The sequence below is a fragment of the Microbulbifer agarilyticus genome (genome assembly GCF_020171345.1).
Lineage (GTDB): Bacteria > Pseudomonadota > Gammaproteobacteria > Pseudomonadales > Cellvibrionaceae > Microbulbifer > Microbulbifer agarilyticus_D.
The window spans coordinates 228982-245066 of record NZ_JAIUZM010000004.1; the positions used below are offsets into that span (position 1 = coordinate 228982).

The following is a 16085-nucleotide window of genomic DNA, read 5'->3' on the forward strand; positions in this document are numbered from 1 at the left end:
GCAGGAGAAAGGGGTGTCCCAGGATCTGCATCGCAGTGTGTTGTTACGCGAGGCTGTGGACGCCCTGGTGGTGGACCCCGACGGCTTTTATATAGATGGCACTTTCGGTCGTGGCGGCCACAGTGCGCTGGTACTGGAACAGCTCGGGGAGGCCGGTAGCCTGCTGGCGGTGGATAAAGATCCACAAGCCATCGAGTACGCGGGTGAGCGTTTTGCTGGGGAGTCGCGTTTTGCGATCTGGCATGGCTCTTTTGCCGATATGGATGAGGCGGCCGCAGGAAAGATGGGGCAGGTGTCCGGCATCTTGCTGGACCTCGGCGTCTCCTCACCACAGTTGGATCAGGCCGAGCGCGGGTTCAGCTTTATGCAGGATGGGCCGCTGGATATGCGCATGGATACCAGTCGCGGCATGAGCGCTGCCGATTGGGTGAACACGGAATCCGAGTCTGAAATGGCGCGGGTGTTTAAGGAGTACGGCGAAGAGCGTTTTGCACGCCGTATGGCTGCAGCCATTGCCAAACGCCGGGTCGAAAAGCCATTTGAGCGCACGCTTGATCTGGCAGAGGTGGTGAAGGCTGCAAACCCTGCTTGGGAAAAGGGTAAGCACCCGGCCACGCGCGTGTTCCAGGCAATACGCATACATATAAATGGTGAGTTGGACGATCTTTATCAGGCGCTGGACAAGTCGCTACAGCTGTTAAAGCCCGGTGGGCGTCTGGTCATTATCAGTTTCCACTCACTGGAAGACCGTATCGTGAAGCGTTTTATTCGCGAGCAAGAAAAGGGGCCGCAGTTGCCGCGCGGATTGCCGGTGATGGACAGCCAAATAAACAAAACTCTGCGCTCTGTGGGTAAAGCGGTCAAGGCTGAGGCGCAGGAGGTTGGAGAGAACGTTCGCTCAAGAAGTGCCGTGATGCGAGTGGCGGAACGCTTGCCGGGTCGGGCGCAATAAATGGCGACCAAGAAGCTGTGGTTGTTTGTGCTGTGGGGGCTGGTGATGGCATCCGCCCTGGGGGTGGTACACACAACGCATCAGAGTCGGGTTTTGACCGCCCAGCTGGAGCAGGCGCAGCGCCACCGGGATGAGCTGCGTTACGAGCAGGAGCGCTTGTTGCTGGAGCGCGGTGCCTGGTCTGCGTACAGCCGGATTGAGCAGGTCGCAAAAGAAAAGCTGGATATGCACGCGCCGGGTCCCTCCGAGCGGGTATTGGTTTCTAAGAATTAGAAAGTTGGGAAGGTGTTTTGGCGCGGTGCCAAAGTAGTAAACCAAAACAACAGAAAAGAAAAATAGGGTCAGGGGAAGGTCGCCATTATGGGTGCCGTGAAAAAGCAGCAACAACAGCCGGGTATTGCCCGCTGGCGCTTCGCGCTGGTGGCCGGTTTGCTGTGCCTGCTTGCCGCGGCCCTGGTGATCCATCTTGCTGAGCTACAGGTGCTGCCCGAGCAGGATAAGGGCTACCGGTTCCTGCAGGATCAGGGGCGCGCCCGCACCATTCGTACCGAAGAAATAGCCGCCTATCGAGGCAGTATTCTGGATCGCAATGGCGAGTTGCTGGCGGTGAGTACACCGGTGCACACCATCTGGGCAAACCCTCAGCTGTTAAAAGAGGCAAGCGCTGACCAGTTGCGTCTACTCGCATCGGCGCTCGGCACACCGCCGGCGCGTCTTGCGGAACGCCTGAACAAGTATCGCAACAAAGGGTTTATGTACCTGCGTCGCCATATGACACCAGAGGGTGCGCAGAAGGCGCTGGCTCTGGATCTAGCCGGGGTATACAGCAAGAAAGAGTATCGGCGCTTTTATCCAGCGGGCGAAGTGACTGCCCAATTGCTGGGCTTTACTAATATCGACGACCTTGGCCAGGAAGGTCTTGAGCTCGCTTATGAGCAATCCCTGGCGGGTGAGCCAGGCAAGCGCCAGGTGATGAAGGATCTCAAGGGGCGCGTGGTGCGCGACCTGGCGGTTCAGCAGGAAGCGCGCCCGGGGCGCGACCTTCAGCTCACCATTGATATGCGCCTGCAATACCTCGCGTATCGGGAATTGAAAAAAGCCGTTGCGGAAAACGGTGCCGCGTCCGGTTACATGGTGATCCTCGACACCCAATCCGGTGACGTACTGGCGATGGCAAATCAGCCTTCTTTCAACCCCAACAATCGTGCCGGGGTTAAGGCTGCCGCAATGCGCAACCGCGCGCTGATCGATCAGTTTGAGCCCGGTTCGACGATTAAGCCGTTGACTGCACTGGCGGCACTGGAGACCGGTCGCTGGCAGCCAAATACGCGGATCAATACCAGCCCGGGATATATCCGTTTGCCAGGCAAAACATTGCTGGACCCGGTGAACTACGGCGAGATTGACTTGACCAAGGTGATCACCAAATCCAGCCAGGTGGGGATCACCAAAGTGGCGATGGATTTGGAACCTGAGACTTTGCGTGGACTATTTTACCGCTTGGGGCTGGGCGAAGCCGTTGGCAGCGGGTTCCCCGGAGAAGCCCCGGGAATACTGCCAACCAGGGATCGATGGCACCCCATTGAGCTAGCAAACTTTGCGTTCGGCTACGGTTTAACAGTGAACGCGGTGCAATTGGCTCAGGCCTACAGTGTGGTCGCCAACGCCGGGCTTAAACGCCCGGTTTCGCTGATTTTGGAGCAGGGAAAAAAAGCTGCCACGAATGCCCAGGCAGAAAGTGTGGTTGATGCTGAGCTAGCGCGCCAGGTCGCCGCGATGCTGGAGACCGTAATCGGCCCCGAAGGCACCGGCAAGCACGCTTCTGTGGACGGTTATCGCGTAGCGGGGAAGACCGGTACCGTGCACAAGGTAGGGCGTGAAGGTTATGTCGACAATCGCTATCGCTCTGTGTTTGCCGGCTTCGTGCCTGTGGATAATCCGCGCCTCGCCGCGGTGGTCGTGATCGACGATCCGACCAATACCAAATATTACGGTGGTGAAGTGGCGGCACCGGTTTTTGGCAAAGTTATGACTGGTGCCATGCGCTTGCTGCAGGTGCCACCTGAACATATTCCGCCGGCTGATGAACAGCTGGCGAAGCAGCTGGACGAAAGAGGTACAGCATCGTGACCCAGCGCAACCAAACGATTACAGATAACGCACGCCAAGTATCCCTGGCGACGCTGGTGCCCGGCTATGCCGGTATTCCAGATATTTCGGTGACTGGCGTCGCCCTGGATAGCCGACAAGTGAAGTCTGGCGACGTGTTTATGGCGCTTCGTGGCACCGTGGTGGATGGCCGTGAATATATAGAAAGTGCTATCGCTAATGGCGCTGCCGCGGTGCTCGCCGATGGTGAGACGCTCGATAGCGTCGAGCGAAATGGCGTACAGGTCATTACCGTGCCCGGCCTGGCCGCGCGGGTGGGTGAGATTGCTGCGCGTTTTTATGGCAACCCAAGTGCAGAAATGTATCTGGTGGGTATTACCGGCACCAACGGAAAGTCCACTTGTGCGTATTTGACCGCACAACTACTGGCCGCCCACTTTGGCCGTGCCGCGGTTATGGGCACGATTGGTAACGGTGTGTGGAAAGATGGCGAAGTCCATTTGGAAGATACGGGTCTGACCACTCCCGATCCGGTGCGGTTGCAAAAAGATTATGCGGAATTTTATGCGCAGGGCGCACGCGCTGGCGCCATGGAGGTTTCTTCCCACTCCCTGGCGCAGGGGCGGGTCCACGGATTGGAATTTGATACCGCGGTATTTACCAATCTGACGCGTGATCACCTCGATTACCACGGCAATATGGCGGCCTACGGTGCGGCCAAAGAAAAGCTGTTTGGGTTGCCCAAGCTCAAGCGCGGGGTGATCAATATCGATGATCCGTTTGGTGCGCAAATGGTCGAGCGCTGCAAATTGCGCGGCTTGAGAGTAATTACCTACGGCTTGCAGTCGGGTGACCTGCAAATTCGCGACCTGAAGCGTCTGGATAGCGGCTTCTCAGTGCGCCTTATTACGCCCTGGGGGGAAGGGGAATTGAAGGCACCACTCATTGGGGACTTCAATATTCACAATACGCTTGCCGTTGTCGCTGCCGCAGGTTCAGCAGGTATGCCCCTGACGGACATTCTCGCAGCCTTTGAAACTATTCGCCCGGTACCTGGTCGCATGGAGCGCGTTGTCTCTGGAGAAAGCGAGGACATCAGTGTCCTGGTGGACTATGCCCATACACCGGATGCGCTGCGCGCAGCGTTGGAAGCCGCTCGGCCCTATTGTCGTGGCAAATTGTGGTGTGTGTTTGGTTGCGGCGGTGATCGTGACACGGGTAAGCGCGCACCGATGGGCCGCATCGCGGTCGAGCTGTCCGATTGTCCTGTAGTGACGAGTGACAACCCGCGCGGCGAAGATCCGCAAAAAATTATCGACGATATTTTACAGGGTGTAGACGGTCAGAAGTGTGTGGTGAAAGCAGATCGCGCTGAAGCCATTGCTTTCGCGGTCGCCAATGCTGGCCCTGGCGATACCGTATTGATTGCGGGGAAAGGGCACGAAGACTACCAGTTGGTCGGCGACGAAAAACTGCATTTCTGTGATCGCGAACAGGCCGCCAGTGCGCTGCTTGAGAGGGCTGCCGGCCAGACTGCAGGAAGTGAATCATGATTGCACCGCTTACCCTCGAACAGTTGCAGCAGCGATTTGGCGGTGAGTTGGTGAACGGCTCGGTGCAATTTGATGCGGTGTGTACCGATACCCGCAAGCTTGACGCCGGCGCTCTGTTTGTCGCCCTGCGAGGGGAGACCTTTGACGCCCACGATTTTCTGGCCGACGTGGATGGCAAGGTGCTCGGGATCGTATCCGAGAAGCGCCTGGAAAACTCTTCTCTGCCGCAGTGGCTGGTAAAAGATACGAATGTTGCCCTGGGGCAGATTGGTCGCCTGTGTCGTGAGCAGTTCAGTGGGCCGGTCATCGGAATCACTGGTTCTTGCGGCAAGACCACGGTGAAAGAGATGCTCGCGGGTATTTTTGGACAGCGCCACAACGTGTGTGTGACACAGGGAAACCTGAATAACCATTTTGGCGTGCCGATGACCCTGTTTTCCCTGGCGCCCGAAAATGATGTGCTGATTGTGGAGATGGGCGCGAGCGGGCCGAATGAAATCGGCTATTTGTGTGGCATTGCCAACCCAAAAATTACCGCAGTAAACAACGTCATGCCTGCGCATGTGGAAGGCTTTGGCTCGGTGGATGGTATTGCAACTGCTAAAGGGCAGATCTACACCAGCTTGGAGCCCGGTAGCGCGGCAGTGATCAACGCAGACGACAACTATGCGGATTACTGGCGTGGCGAAATGCCAGAAGGTGTGCGCACCCTGGAAGTGGGGTTTGGCCACCAGTGGGCGGTGCACCCGGACAACATCGAATTGGATTCTCGCGGTTGCCCCAAGTTTGATCTCGTCGTTGAGGGCGTTTCCCGTCCGGTGCAGCTGCAGGTGCTGGGGGAGCACAACGTACATAACGCGCTGGTTGCGTCGGGTATCGCCCACGCTGCGGGAATTCCGGTAGCCGAGATCGCAACCGGGCTTGGTATTTTCAGTGGCGTTGCCGGGCGTATGCAATCACTCACCGGGCGTAATGGCGCCACCGTGATTGACGATAGTTACAACGCCAACCCGGGGTCGGTGAGTGCCGCAATTGAAATGCTCGCCCAGCGCGACGGCAAAAAAATCCTGGTGCTCGGGGATATGGCGGAACTGGGTCCTGAGGCGGATAGCGCCCATCGCGATATGGGATTGCTCGCCCGCGAGCGCGGAATCGATCAGCTGTTTACTCTGGGCAGTTTGAGCGGTGCGGCCAGCGTGGCGTTTGCAGCTGGCCATCAACATGAACAACGTAATTTCTCCGAGCGCGAATCCCTGATTAAGGTGCTCGCGCCGGAGCTGGATGAAAACACCACTGTGCTGGTGAAAGGTTCCCGCAGTGCGCGCATGGAACTGATCGTGCAAGCGCTGGCTGACGGAAATCAATAAAAGGTTAACACCATGCTGCTATGGCTGGCTGAATATTTACAACAGTACGTTAAGGGTTTCTCGGTCTTTAACTACCTTACCGTGCGCGCCATTCTCGGTGCGTTGACAGCGCTGGGGATTTCGCTGTTGGTAGGTCCGCGGATGATTGCCTGGCTGGACCGCTTGCAGGTAGGGCAGGCGGTGCGCGATGACGGCCCACAGTCGCACCTGAGCAAGTCGGGCACCCCGACCATGGGCGGTACTCTGATCCTTGCGGCAATTTTTTCTGGCGCATTGTTGTGGTCCGATCTGAGCAACCGCCTTGTGTGGGTAACCCTGCTGGTGACCTTTGTATTTGGCGCGGTTGGTTTTGTGGACGACTACAAGAAAGTCGTCGAAAAGAATTCACGCGGTCTGATCGCGCGTTGGAAGTACCTCTGGCAGTCAGTGGCCGGCCTGGGTGCTGCCATTTACCTGTACATGAGCGCGACGACACCTGCGGAAACGCAATTGTTTGTGCCGTTTTTCAAAGATGTCGCGATTAACCTGGGGCCGGTGATGTTTATCCTGCTCACCTATTTCGTGGTGGTGGGCTCCAGTAACGCGGTAAATCTTACCGATGGACTTGATGGCCTCGCGATTATGCCGTCGGTCATGGTGGGTGGTGCGCTGGGTCTGATTGCTTACCTGGTCGGCCATGTGGAATTCGCCAACTACCTGCATATCCCCTATATCGCCGGCGCGGGTGAATTGGCGGTGTTTTGTGCCGCGTTGGGTGGGGCCGGGTTGGGCTTTCTGTGGTTTAACACTTATCCCGCACAAGTATTTATGGGGGATGTGGGCGCATTGGCCCTGGGTGCCGCGCTTGGCATCATCGCGGTGATTACCCGTCACGAGATTGTGCTGTTCATCATGGGTGGCGTGTTTGTGATGGAAACGGTGTCGGTCATTCTGCAGGTCGCATCGTTCAAACTGACCGGTAAGCGAATTTTTCGCATGGCCCCGCTGCACCACCACTTTGAATTGAAAGGTTGGCCGGAGCCGCGCGTGATTGTGCGTTTTTGGATTATTACGGTGGTCTTGGTGCTGGCCGGTCTGGCCACGCTCAAGCTGCGTTGATTAGAGATCAGGGATAACTAGAAACATAAATCGACAATGAACCTTATCGCAACCTCAGAGAAAAAAGTGGTGATCGGATTGGGTGCTACCGGGCAATCGGTGGTGCGTTTTCTGCTGCGCCAGGGAATTTCTCCTGTTGTTGTTGATAGCCGCGAGACACCGCCGGCACTGGAACAGTTTCGTGTTGAGTATCCGGATGTGGCGGTCGAGTGCGGCCCTTTGAATCCGGACACCTTGCGCGCCGCCAGTGAAATTATTGTCAGCCCCGGCGTGGGCGTCGCGGAACCGGCGATTGCCGCAGCCATGGAAGAAGGTGTGCCGGTTGTCGGGGATATAGAACTGTTCGCGCGCGAGTTAAATCGTCTTGAGGAAAGTCCAAAAGTCATTGCTATTACCGGCTCCAATGGCAAAAGCACAGTGACCACCCTTATGGGGGAGATGGTCTCTGCGGCCGGGTTCAATGTCGAAGTGGGCGGCAATATCGGTGTGCCGGTCCTCGATCTGCTGGTGCAGTGCGAATCGAACATGCCGGATGTGTTTGTGTTGGAGTTGTCCAGTTTCCAGTTGGAAACCACTTACTCGCTGGCTCCGGATGTCGCGACCATCCTGAATATGAGCGCGGATCATATGGATCGCTATCCGAGTATGGCCGCCTACCACCAGGCGAAGCAGCGTGTATATCGCCATGCGCAGCAGCTAGTGATCAATCGCGCGGACCCGCTGACCCGCGGCCCGCTAGGTAAAGATCGGGTGGAGTGGAGCTTTGGGCTCGACCGTCCGGATCTGCGCCAGTTTGGGATAATTCGCGACGGTGCAGGCCAGTGGCTTGCGCAGGGTACCGAAAAATTATTGCGTACCGACGAAATGGCAATGGTGGGTAGTCACAACATTGCGAATGCGCTGGCAGCACTGGCGCTGGGCAATGCGGTAGGTATCGAAATGCCCCCGATGTTACAGGTGCTTCGTCACTTTACCGGTCTGACCCATCGCTGCGAGCGAGTCGGTGATATGGACGGTGTTGTATTCGTAAATGACTCCAAAGGTACCAATGTTGGCGCTACCCGTGCCGCGTTGGACGGACTCGCGGATGGCGAACACAAAATTGTGCTGATTGCCGGTGGCGACGGTAAAGGTGCGGATTTCTCGCCCCTTGGCGAAGCGGTAAGCGCGCTGCGTGGCTTGGTTACTATCGGCGTGGATGGTCCGAAGATCGCCCGTGTGTTTGCCAATGGCGTACCGCAGGTAGCAGCGAGTGATATGGCTGATGCAGTGACGAAAGCGCGTGCGATGGCGCAATCTGGCGATTTCGTACTGCTCTCTCCAGCCTGTGCCAGTTTTGATATGTACCGCAATTTCGAAGCGCGCGGCGAAGATTTTCGTCGTGCGGTGGAAGAGCTTGTTTCCGGTGGTGGTGCGGGCAGGGAGGCGCTGCAATGAGCAAGTTGCCCCTGAATGCCGCAAACCAGCAAATAGATCCATATGCCTGGGTGCTGCCGTTTTGCGTGGTGGCGCTGGCGAGTATTGGCGTGGTGATGGTTGCCTCGGCATCGGTCGCATTTGCTGCGGACCTGTATAACGACCAGTGGTATTTCCTCAAACGCCATTTGGTGTTTCTGGCCGCGGGTGTCGTGGGTGCGTTGATCCTGAGCCGGATCTCGCTCAACACCTGGTCGAACCTGTCGTGGACATTGTTGATATTTGCCGTGGCCATGCTAGTGGCGGTGCTTATCCCCGGAGTGGGGCGCGCGGTGAATGGCAGTATGCGCTGGATTGCGCTGGGGCCTATTACGGTACAGCCCGCGGAGGTTGCCAAGTTCTGTTGTCTGGTGTTTTTTGCCAGCTTCCTGACGCGGCGTCATGAAAAGCTGCGTCACTGGACCAGCTTTATGGTGCCGATCTCGGTGCTGGGTATTGTTGCTTTACTGCTGCTGCTGGAGCCTGATTTTGGTTCGGTGGTGGTGATCTCCGGGACCGCTCTGGCGATGGTGTTTCTTGCCGGCGCGCGCCTGCCGCACACCTTTATGTTGGTGGCGGTTGCCGCCTGCGGCCTGGTGATGATGGCGATTTTTAGTCCTTACCGCCTGCAGCGTTTGACAACCTTCTGGGATCCTTGGGCGGAACAGTACGCGGCGGGCTACCAGCTGACTCAGTCTCTGATTGCGTTCGGCCGAGGTGAATGGTTTGGCGTCGGTCTGGGTAACAGCGTGCAGAAACTGTTTTATCTGCCCGAGGCGCATACGGATTTTGTATTCGCGATTCTGGCGGAGGAGTGGGGCTTGGTTGGCGGCCTGCTGGTGATTGGTTTGTATGCGGCACTGACATGGTCGCTGTTGCGACTGGTGCGTAAAGCACTAGCCAAGCAGGCTTACTTTACTGCACTACTTACCTTCGGTATTGCAGTGCTGCTGGCAGGGCAGGCCTTTGTGAATATGGGCGTTGCCTCTGGCTTGTTGCCCACCAAGGGGCTGACCTTGCCATTTGTAAGTTCCGGTGGCTCCAGTCTGGTGGTGTGTTTTGCTCTGTTTGCCCTGGCTCTGCGGGCGCAAAAAGAATTGAACAGTGAAGAAGGCCAGGATCAGGGGCGCATTGAGAAAATCAGCCAGTTGCCGATTTTCAATCCACTGCAGCTGGGCGACAGAAAATCCGGGGAGGCGGCGTAATGGATACCTCAGTTACCGCCAAGCGCTTTGCCGGCAAGAAAATCTTGATGATGGCGGGTGGTACCGGTGGCCATGTGTTCCCGGCGCTGGCGGTGGCCAATGCACTGCGGGACCAGGGTGCATCCATCGAGTGGCTCGGCACCATGCGTGGTATCGAATCGCAATTAATTCCGGCGGCAGAGATTCCTTTGCACTTTATTACGGTGGAAGGGGTGCGCGGAAAGGGCAAGGCCGCACTTCTAAAAGCGCCTTTACAGATTAGCAAGGCGGTTTGGCAGGCGCGTAAAGTGGTTAGTGAAGTGAAGCCTGATGCCGTGTTGGGCTTTGGTGGTTTTGCCACCGGTCCCGGCGGTGTTGCCGCGCGCCTCGCTGGCGTGCCGCTGATCATCCATGAGCAAAATGCCGTGGCGGGAACCACCAACCGTTTATTGGCAAAAATTGCGCGCCGGGTGCTGGAGGCGTTTCCCAGCGGTTTGCCCAGGGCTGAGGAAGTTGGCAATCCAGTCAGGGTAGAAATATCCCAACTGCCGGCGCCGTCGTCACGTGTGGGTACGGTACAGCCCCCACGCCTGTTGGTGTTGGGCGGTAGCCTGGGGGCGGTTGCAATCAATGAGCTAGTGCCGAAGGCGCTGGCCAACATTGCCGAAGATAAACGTCCGCAGGTGGTGCATCAGGCGGGGCAGCGGCATTTGGATGTGGCGAAGGAAGCCTATGAACGCGCCGGAGTTTCCGCCAACGTGGTGCCGTTTATTGCCGATATGGCGGCCGCTTACGGTCAGGCGGACCTGGTGATTTGTCGCTCCGGTGCGTTGACCGTTTCCGAGATCGCCGCTGCGGGGTTGGGCGCGATCATGGTGCCGTTTCCATTTGCGATTGACGATCACCAAACAAAGAACGGTGAATGGCTGGAGCAGGCGGGCGCCGCAAAAGTGATTCAGCAAGATGATCTTGATGCATCACAGCTGGCCCAATTACTGGAAGGCCTGTTCGCCGAACCGGAAAAATTATTGGCCATGGCCGAGGCTGCGCGCCGAGTGGCTAGGCCGGATGCGACCGACCGAGTGTTGGCCGTGTGCAGTGAAGAATTGAGGTGCTGATATGTCCAAAGATTTACCCACAAGCGCCGAATCAGGAAAGGTAATGACCCCATCAGGTGAGCGTAACTACCAAGTTCCAGCCATGCGCCGTATTCGCCGCATCCACTTTATCGGTGTCGGCGGTGCCGGCATGAGCGGTATTGCGGAAGTTTTGCAGAACCAGGGCTACGAGGTTTCTGGTTCTGATTTGCGCGAGAGCAAGGTTACCGAGCGCCTGCGTAATCTGGGTGTGAAAGTGCAGATCGGCCACACCGAAGAGAATGTCCGCGATGTCGATGTTGTGGTGAACTCTTCGGCAATTTACGGAGATAACCCGGAGTTAACCGCTGCGCGAGAAAATCGTATTCCAGTGGTTCGCCGCGCGGAGATGCTGGGTGAGTTAATGCGTTACCGCTACGGCATCGCTGTGGCTGGCACCCATGGCAAGACCACCACAACCAGTCTGATCGCGTCAATTTTCGCCGCCGATGAGAAGGATCCGACGTTTGTGATTGGCGGACTGGTGAACAGTGCTGGCGCCAATGCGGCCTTGGGTGAGAGTCGCTATCTGGTTGCCGAAGCCGACGAAAGTGATGCGTCTTTCCTGCATTTGCAGCCCATGGTTACCGTGGTGACCAATATTGACGCCGATCATATGGAGACCTATGGCGGCGACTTTGAAAAAGTGAAGCAGATTTTCATCGACTTTATCCACAACCTGCCGTTTTACGGGCTGGCGGTGATGTGCGGTGATGATGCCAATGTGCAAGAAATTATCCCCAAGCTGGCCCGTCCGGTTGCGACCTACGGCTTTGAAGAGGGCAACGATTTCCGGATCAGCAATGTAAGACAGGAACCCCTGCGCAGCTTTTTCGATGTGCAGCGCCCAGATGGCAGTGTCATCGACGTTTGTGTGAATGTTCCAGGTATCCACAATGTGCTGAATGCCACTGCTGCGATCGCCGTGGCTACGGAAGAGGGGGTTAGCGATACCGCTATTCGCGAGGGCCTCAAAGGTTTTCAGGGTGTGGGTCGACGCTTTCAGATTTACGGCGAGTACCCGGTCAGTGACGATCAGCAGGCTTCAAAGGTCATGCTGGTGGATGACTACGGCCATCACCCACGCGAGGTGGCCGCGACGATTAAAACCGTGCGCGATGGCTGGCCGGAACGTCGTCTGGTAATGGTGTATCAACCACACCGCTATACCCGGACCCGGGATTTGTTTGAAGACTTTGTCCAAGTGCTATCCGAGGTCGACAAACTGGTCCTACTGGATGTATATAGCGCGGGCGAAGCGGTGATCCCCGGCGCAGACGGTCGCACCCTGGCGCGCAGTATTCGTAACCGCGGTCAGGTCGATCCGATTTTCGTGGAAAAAGTTGACCAGGTGCCGCCGATTCTTGCGGACCTGCTGGAGCCGGGGGATATCGTTTTGACCCAGGGTGCTGGCAATGTTGGCGGACTCGCCCAGCAGCTGTCTGAATGGCGTCTTGGTGATAAGTAGAGTGCGTAGAGCACCAAGCATGAAACTGTGAATAAACGAGAAATGCGGTGACTTTCAGCCGTGGCTACAAACAAAAAAACGTCGCGCGATAAAGTCGCCAAGCCAAAGAAAGGGAAAAAATCGGTACGCGGTGCGCGTGCGCTGCCGGACCCTGGCCAGGAAGCTTCTACCGGTGTTTTGCGCATCGTCGCTATGGTTGGGTTGCTGGCACTGGTGGCGTCCGGGCTGGGATATGCCGCGCACTGGCTTTGGCAGCAGGCCCCCAGTGTGGCACCGAGCCGGGAAGAAGTTCTGGTTAATGTGCGGGTAGAAGCGCCATTTCGCGCGGTGAGTGAAAAAGCGGTGGAGGACATTTTGCTTCCACACCTGCGCAACGGCTTTTTCGCTGTGGATATTGATCGGGTGCGCTCGGCGCTGATGGACGATCCCTGGATTGTGAATGCGTCGGTGAGCCGGCGCTGGCCGCACGGGGTTGAGGTGGTCATCGAAGAGGCCGAGCCTCTGGCAATTTGGGGTGACGATCACTTATTGGTCGCCAGTGGCGCACTGCTACCCCGGCCAGAAAATTTGCGTGATTTGCGCTTGCCGGAATTGGCTGGGGACGCGGATCTGGTGGATCGAATAATGATGCAGTATCAGGCACTGGCCGGGCTGCTTACCACCAAAGATATGGAAGTGCGCCGCCTGTCATTTGATGACCTGGCGGGCTGGCAGCTAGAGCTGGTGAGCGGTATCCGCTTGCAGCTTGGCCATGATGAGCTGTTGGAACGCGTTGGCCGTTTCCTCAGCTTGACGCGCGGCGTACTGGCGCCGCATCTGCAAAAAATTGCGGGCGTGGACGCCCGTTACAACAACGCAGTTGCGGTGCAATGGAAAGAAACGGAACAAGCGAAAAACTGACAACAAAATAGGTAGATAAAAAGCGAGGCTTCGTCCTGATCTGGCATTCAAAATGCGGATCGGCACAGCGTCTCGCGAGGTTGAAAATCCAATGACACAATCCTCTGAACCGCGCATGATCGTCGGGCTGGATATCGGTACGTCCAAGGTAGTTGCGATCGTCGGCGAAGTTACCGGAGACGGCGAATTAAATATCGTCGGCATCGGCTCTCACCGCTCCACGGGTATGAAGCGGGGCGTGGTGGTGAATATTGAATCCACAGTGCAGTCCATTCAGCGCGCTGTGGAAGAGGCCGAGTTAATGGCCGGCTGTGAGATTCATTCGGTGTATGCGGGTATTGCCGGTAGCCATATTCGCAGCCTGAATTCGCACGGCATTGTTGCGATTAAGGATCGTGAAGTAACGCAGCAGGATCTGGATCGGGTAATTGACGCGGCCCGTGCCGTGGCGATACCTGCCGACCAGAAGATATTGCACACCCTGCCGCAGGAATACCTGATCGATAACCAGGAGGGTGTAAAGGAGCCGCTGGGAATGTCCGGTGTTCGCCTGGAGGCCAAGGTGCACCTGGTGAGTGGTGCGGTAAATGCGGCACAGAACATTGAAAAGTGTATTCGTCGCTGCGGCCTGGAAGTGGAAGACATCATTCTTGAGCAGCTCGCCTCGAGCTATGCGGTACTGACCGACGATGAGAAAGAGCTGGGTGTATGCATGGTGGATATCGGTGGTGGCACCACGGATATCGCCGTGTTTACTGGCGGTTCTATTCGACACACTGGCGTGATTCCGATCGCTGGGGATCAGGTCACCAACGATATCGCCATGGCCCTGCGTACGCCAACGCCGCACGCAGAAGACCTGAAAATCAAATACGCATGCGCCCTGGCGAAGCTTGCCCGTGAAGGCGAGACCATCAAGGTGCCGAGTGTCGGCGATCGCGCACCGCGCGACCTGTCCCGTCAGGCGTTGGCCGAGGTCGTCGAGCCGCGTTACGACGAACTGTTCACTCTGGTGCAGGCCGAATTGCGTCGCAGCGGTTTTGAAGATTTATGTGCGGCGGGCATCGTGCTTACCGGTGGCTCGTCGAAGATGGAGGGCGCGGTGGAATTGGCTGAGGAGATTTTCCATATGCCGGTGCGTCTCGCCATACCTCAGGGTATCTCCGGCCTTACGGACATCGTGAGTAACCCGATTTATTCCACAGGTGTTGGCTTGCTGATGTATGCAATCCAGTCGGAAGAAAACAAGGGCGGACAGTCCAGCGTGAAGCACAGTGAAAACCAGTGGTGGGACAAGGTTAAGCACTGGTTCAGAGGCAACCTCTGAAGCAAAAAATAATTACCGGGATCGATAATTAAATTTAGACATGAGCAAAAAAGGGGAACAGCAATGTTCGAACTCGTAGATAGTGTACAGGATAAGCCTGTCATCAAGGTGATCGGTGTGGGAGGCGGCGGTGGTAACGCCGTGAAGCACATGATCGCCAGCCAAGTAGACGGTGTGGATTTCATCTGCGCAAATACCGACGCACAGGCGCTGAAGGATGTGGAAGCGCAAACCATTCTGCAGCTGGGTAACACCATTACCCGTGGACTGGGTGCCGGTGCCAACCCGGAGGTGGGCCGTCAGTCTGCACTGGAAGACCGCGAGCGCATTGCAGAAGTGCTGACCGGTGCCGACATGGTATTTATTACCGCTGGTATGGGTGGCGGCACTGGCACCGGTGGTGCGCCGATCGTGGCAGAGATTGCCAAAGATCTCGGCATCCTTACCGTTGCTGTGGTTACGCGTCCTTTCATGATTGAAGGCCGCAAGCGCACCACGGTTGCGGAAGAGGGTATCCTCGAGCTACGCGACAAGGTCGACTCGCTGATTACCATCCCCAACGATCGCCTGCTGGAAGTACTTGGCAACAAGATCACCATGAAGGCGGCTTACAAAGAAGCCGACAACGTATTACTGGGTGCAGTACAGGGCATCGCGGATTTGATGATTCGCCCGGGCATCATGAACGTGGACTTCGCCGATGTGCGCACCGTCATGTCCGAAATGGGTATGGCGATGATGGGCTCCGGTGCGGCGGTTGGCGAAAATCGCGCCCGCGAAGCCGCGGAGAAAGCCGTGCGCAGCCCGTTGCTGGATAACGTAAACCTACAGGGTGCTCGCGGAATCCTCGTGAACATCATTACCGGCAGCGAAGATGCTGGCTGTCAGGAACTGACCCTGGGTGAGTACTCGGAAGTTGGTCAGATCGTGCAGGAAATCGCTTCCGATGACGCGACTGTGGTAATCGGTACTGCAGTGGATGACAAGCTGGGTGACGAGATGCGGGTGACCGTTGTTGCTGCTGGGCTTGGCGAAGCGTCTGCACAAGTCGCGCGCCCGACCAAAGTGGTGGACAACACCCGTCGCCAGGATCCGCGCGAAGCGGCGCGTCCTGCCGCCACCGCTGACGCGACCCGTGAGTCCAAAGAGGTTCCCTCTGCACCGCGTGCGGAAGGTGAACGCAAGCGCAGCCTGCCTCCGATCAATCCGTCCGATCAGGACATGGAGTACCTGGATATTCCTGCGTTCTTGCGTCGACAGGCCGACTAAGTCGAGCGGGCTCCCCAGAGTAGGGGCGGCATTTGCTCATGTCCACGCCCGGTGAAACCCCGGGCTTTCGCCCGCTCTGGCGAGGGTGGCAGGACTTGGAACAACGGGGCCTGTCACCCGGAGCCCGTCAGCGCAGTCCGCTGACGGCGACTGAACAGGGAAGAACTAACGAGTAATACGACGCAAGGAAGCGTTGCTTGATAGAGGAAAGATTACACACCGATCAACGAGAGGTTAGTGACCGGTAGGTTCTGCTGCGGCGTATTT

The 16085-nt window shown here is 57.1% G+C and carries 13 protein-coding genes; all 13 read left to right on the forward strand.

The features are described 5' to 3' along the window. The first annotated feature begins 13 nt into the window (after window positions 1–13). Window positions 14–952: a 16S rRNA (cytosine(1402)-N(4))-methyltransferase RsmH gene (gene rsmH / locus LCM31_RS13825; protein WP_224871013.1), complete on the forward strand. Its 939-nt coding sequence runs from the start codon at window positions 14–16 to the stop codon at window positions 950–952. Continuing rightward, window positions 953–1225 carry a cell division protein FtsL gene (ftsL, locus tag LCM31_RS13830; protein WP_222231980.1) on the forward strand — a complete coding sequence of 91 codons (273 nt, stop codon included), beginning with the start codon at window positions 953–955 and terminating at the stop codon, window positions 1223–1225. A gap of 87 nt (window positions 1226–1312) precedes the next feature. After that, window positions 1313–3082, forward strand: coding sequence for a peptidoglycan D,D-transpeptidase FtsI family protein (locus LCM31_RS13835; protein WP_224871015.1), 1770 nt, complete (start codon window positions 1313–1315; stop codon window positions 3080–3082). Then, window positions 3079–4614: a UDP-N-acetylmuramoyl-L-alanyl-D-glutamate--2,6-diaminopimelate ligase gene (locus LCM31_RS13840; protein ID WP_224871017.1), complete on the forward strand. Its 1536-nt coding sequence runs from the start codon at window positions 3079–3081 to the stop codon at window positions 4612–4614. The genes LCM31_RS13835 and LCM31_RS13840 overlap by 4 nt, the downstream gene beginning before the upstream one ends. Continuing rightward, complete coding sequence (locus tag LCM31_RS13845) at window positions 4611–5981, forward strand: UDP-N-acetylmuramoyl-tripeptide--D-alanyl-D-alanine ligase (RefSeq protein ID WP_224871019.1); 1371 nt, start codon at window positions 4611–4613, stop codon at window positions 5979–5981. The genes LCM31_RS13840 and LCM31_RS13845 overlap by 4 nt, the downstream gene beginning before the upstream one ends. A 12-nt stretch (window positions 5982–5993) precedes the next feature. Beyond that, a complete protein-coding gene (gene mraY / locus LCM31_RS13850; protein WP_224871021.1) occupies window positions 5994–7079 on the forward strand; it encodes a phospho-N-acetylmuramoyl-pentapeptide-transferase in 1086 nt (361 codons plus the stop codon). 36 nt (window positions 7080–7115) lie between these two features. Beyond that, a complete protein-coding gene (gene murD, locus LCM31_RS13855; RefSeq protein ID WP_224871023.1) occupies window positions 7116–8516 on the forward strand; it encodes a UDP-N-acetylmuramoyl-L-alanine--D-glutamate ligase in 1401 nt (466 codons plus the stop codon). Beyond that, a complete protein-coding gene (ftsW, locus tag LCM31_RS13860) occupies window positions 8513–9739 on the forward strand; it encodes a putative lipid II flippase FtsW (RefSeq protein WP_224871025.1) in 1227 nt (408 codons plus the stop codon). The genes murD and ftsW overlap by 4 nt, the downstream gene beginning before the upstream one ends. Beyond that, window positions 9739–10836 (forward strand): undecaprenyldiphospho-muramoylpentapeptide beta-N-acetylglucosaminyltransferase, encoded by a 1098-nt coding sequence (gene murG, locus LCM31_RS13865; RefSeq protein WP_224871027.1) that lies wholly within the window; start codon window positions 9739–9741, stop codon window positions 10834–10836. The genes ftsW and murG overlap by 1 nt, the downstream gene beginning before the upstream one ends. 43 nt (window positions 10837–10879) lie before the next feature. Then, window positions 10880–12322 carry a UDP-N-acetylmuramate--L-alanine ligase gene (murC, locus tag LCM31_RS13870; protein ID WP_224871029.1) on the forward strand — a complete coding sequence of 481 codons (1443 nt, stop codon included), beginning with the start codon at window positions 10880–10882 and terminating at the stop codon, window positions 12320–12322. Window positions 12323–12382: 60 nt separating this feature from the next. Continuing rightward, window positions 12383–13222 carry a cell division protein FtsQ/DivIB gene (locus LCM31_RS13875; protein ID WP_224871032.1) on the forward strand — a complete coding sequence of 280 codons (840 nt, stop codon included), beginning with the start codon at window positions 12383–12385 and terminating at the stop codon, window positions 13220–13222. A gap of 91 nt (window positions 13223–13313) precedes the next feature. Then, on the forward strand, window positions 13314–14549 hold the full coding sequence (gene ftsA, locus LCM31_RS13880; protein WP_224871034.1) for a cell division protein FtsA: 1236 nt from the start codon (window positions 13314–13316) through the stop codon (window positions 14547–14549). A 63-nt stretch (window positions 14550–14612) separates the two neighbouring features. Further along, a complete protein-coding gene (gene ftsZ / locus LCM31_RS13885; protein WP_222231958.1) occupies window positions 14613–15818 on the forward strand; it encodes a cell division protein FtsZ in 1206 nt (401 codons plus the stop codon). Window positions 15819–16085: the final 267 nt, after the last annotated feature.

Bases quoted from the DNA above. Each gene is read 5' to 3' on its own strand.
- ftsL (WP_222231980.1), top strand. From the start codon at position 953: ATGGCGACCAAGAAGCTGTGGTTGTTTGTGCTGTGGGGGCTGGTGATG.
- LCM31_RS13835 (WP_224871015.1), top strand. From the start codon at position 1,313: ATGGGTGCCGTGAAAAAGCAGCAACAACAGCCGGGTATTGCCCGCTGG.
- LCM31_RS13845 (WP_224871019.1), top strand. From the start codon at position 4,611: ATGATTGCACCGCTTACCCTCGAACAGTTGCAGCAGCGATTTGGCGGT.
- mraY (WP_224871021.1), top strand. From the start codon at position 5,994: ATGCTGCTATGGCTGGCTGAATATTTACAACAGTACGTTAAGGGTTTC.
- murD (WP_224871023.1), top strand. From the start codon at position 7,116: ATGAACCTTATCGCAACCTCAGAGAAAAAAGTGGTGATCGGATTGGGT.
- ftsW (WP_224871025.1), top strand. From the start codon at position 8,513: ATGAGCAAGTTGCCCCTGAATGCCGCAAACCAGCAAATAGATCCATAT.
- murG (WP_224871027.1), top strand. From the start codon at position 9,739: ATGGATACCTCAGTTACCGCCAAGCGCTTTGCCGGCAAGAAAATCTTG.
- murC (WP_224871029.1), top strand. From the start codon at position 10,880: ATGACCCCATCAGGTGAGCGTAACTACCAAGTTCCAGCCATGCGCCGT.
- ftsA (WP_224871034.1), top strand. From the start codon at position 13,314: ATGACACAATCCTCTGAACCGCGCATGATCGTCGGGCTGGATATCGGT.
- ftsZ (WP_222231958.1), top strand. From the start codon at position 14,613: ATGTTCGAACTCGTAGATAGTGTACAGGATAAGCCTGTCATCAAGGTG.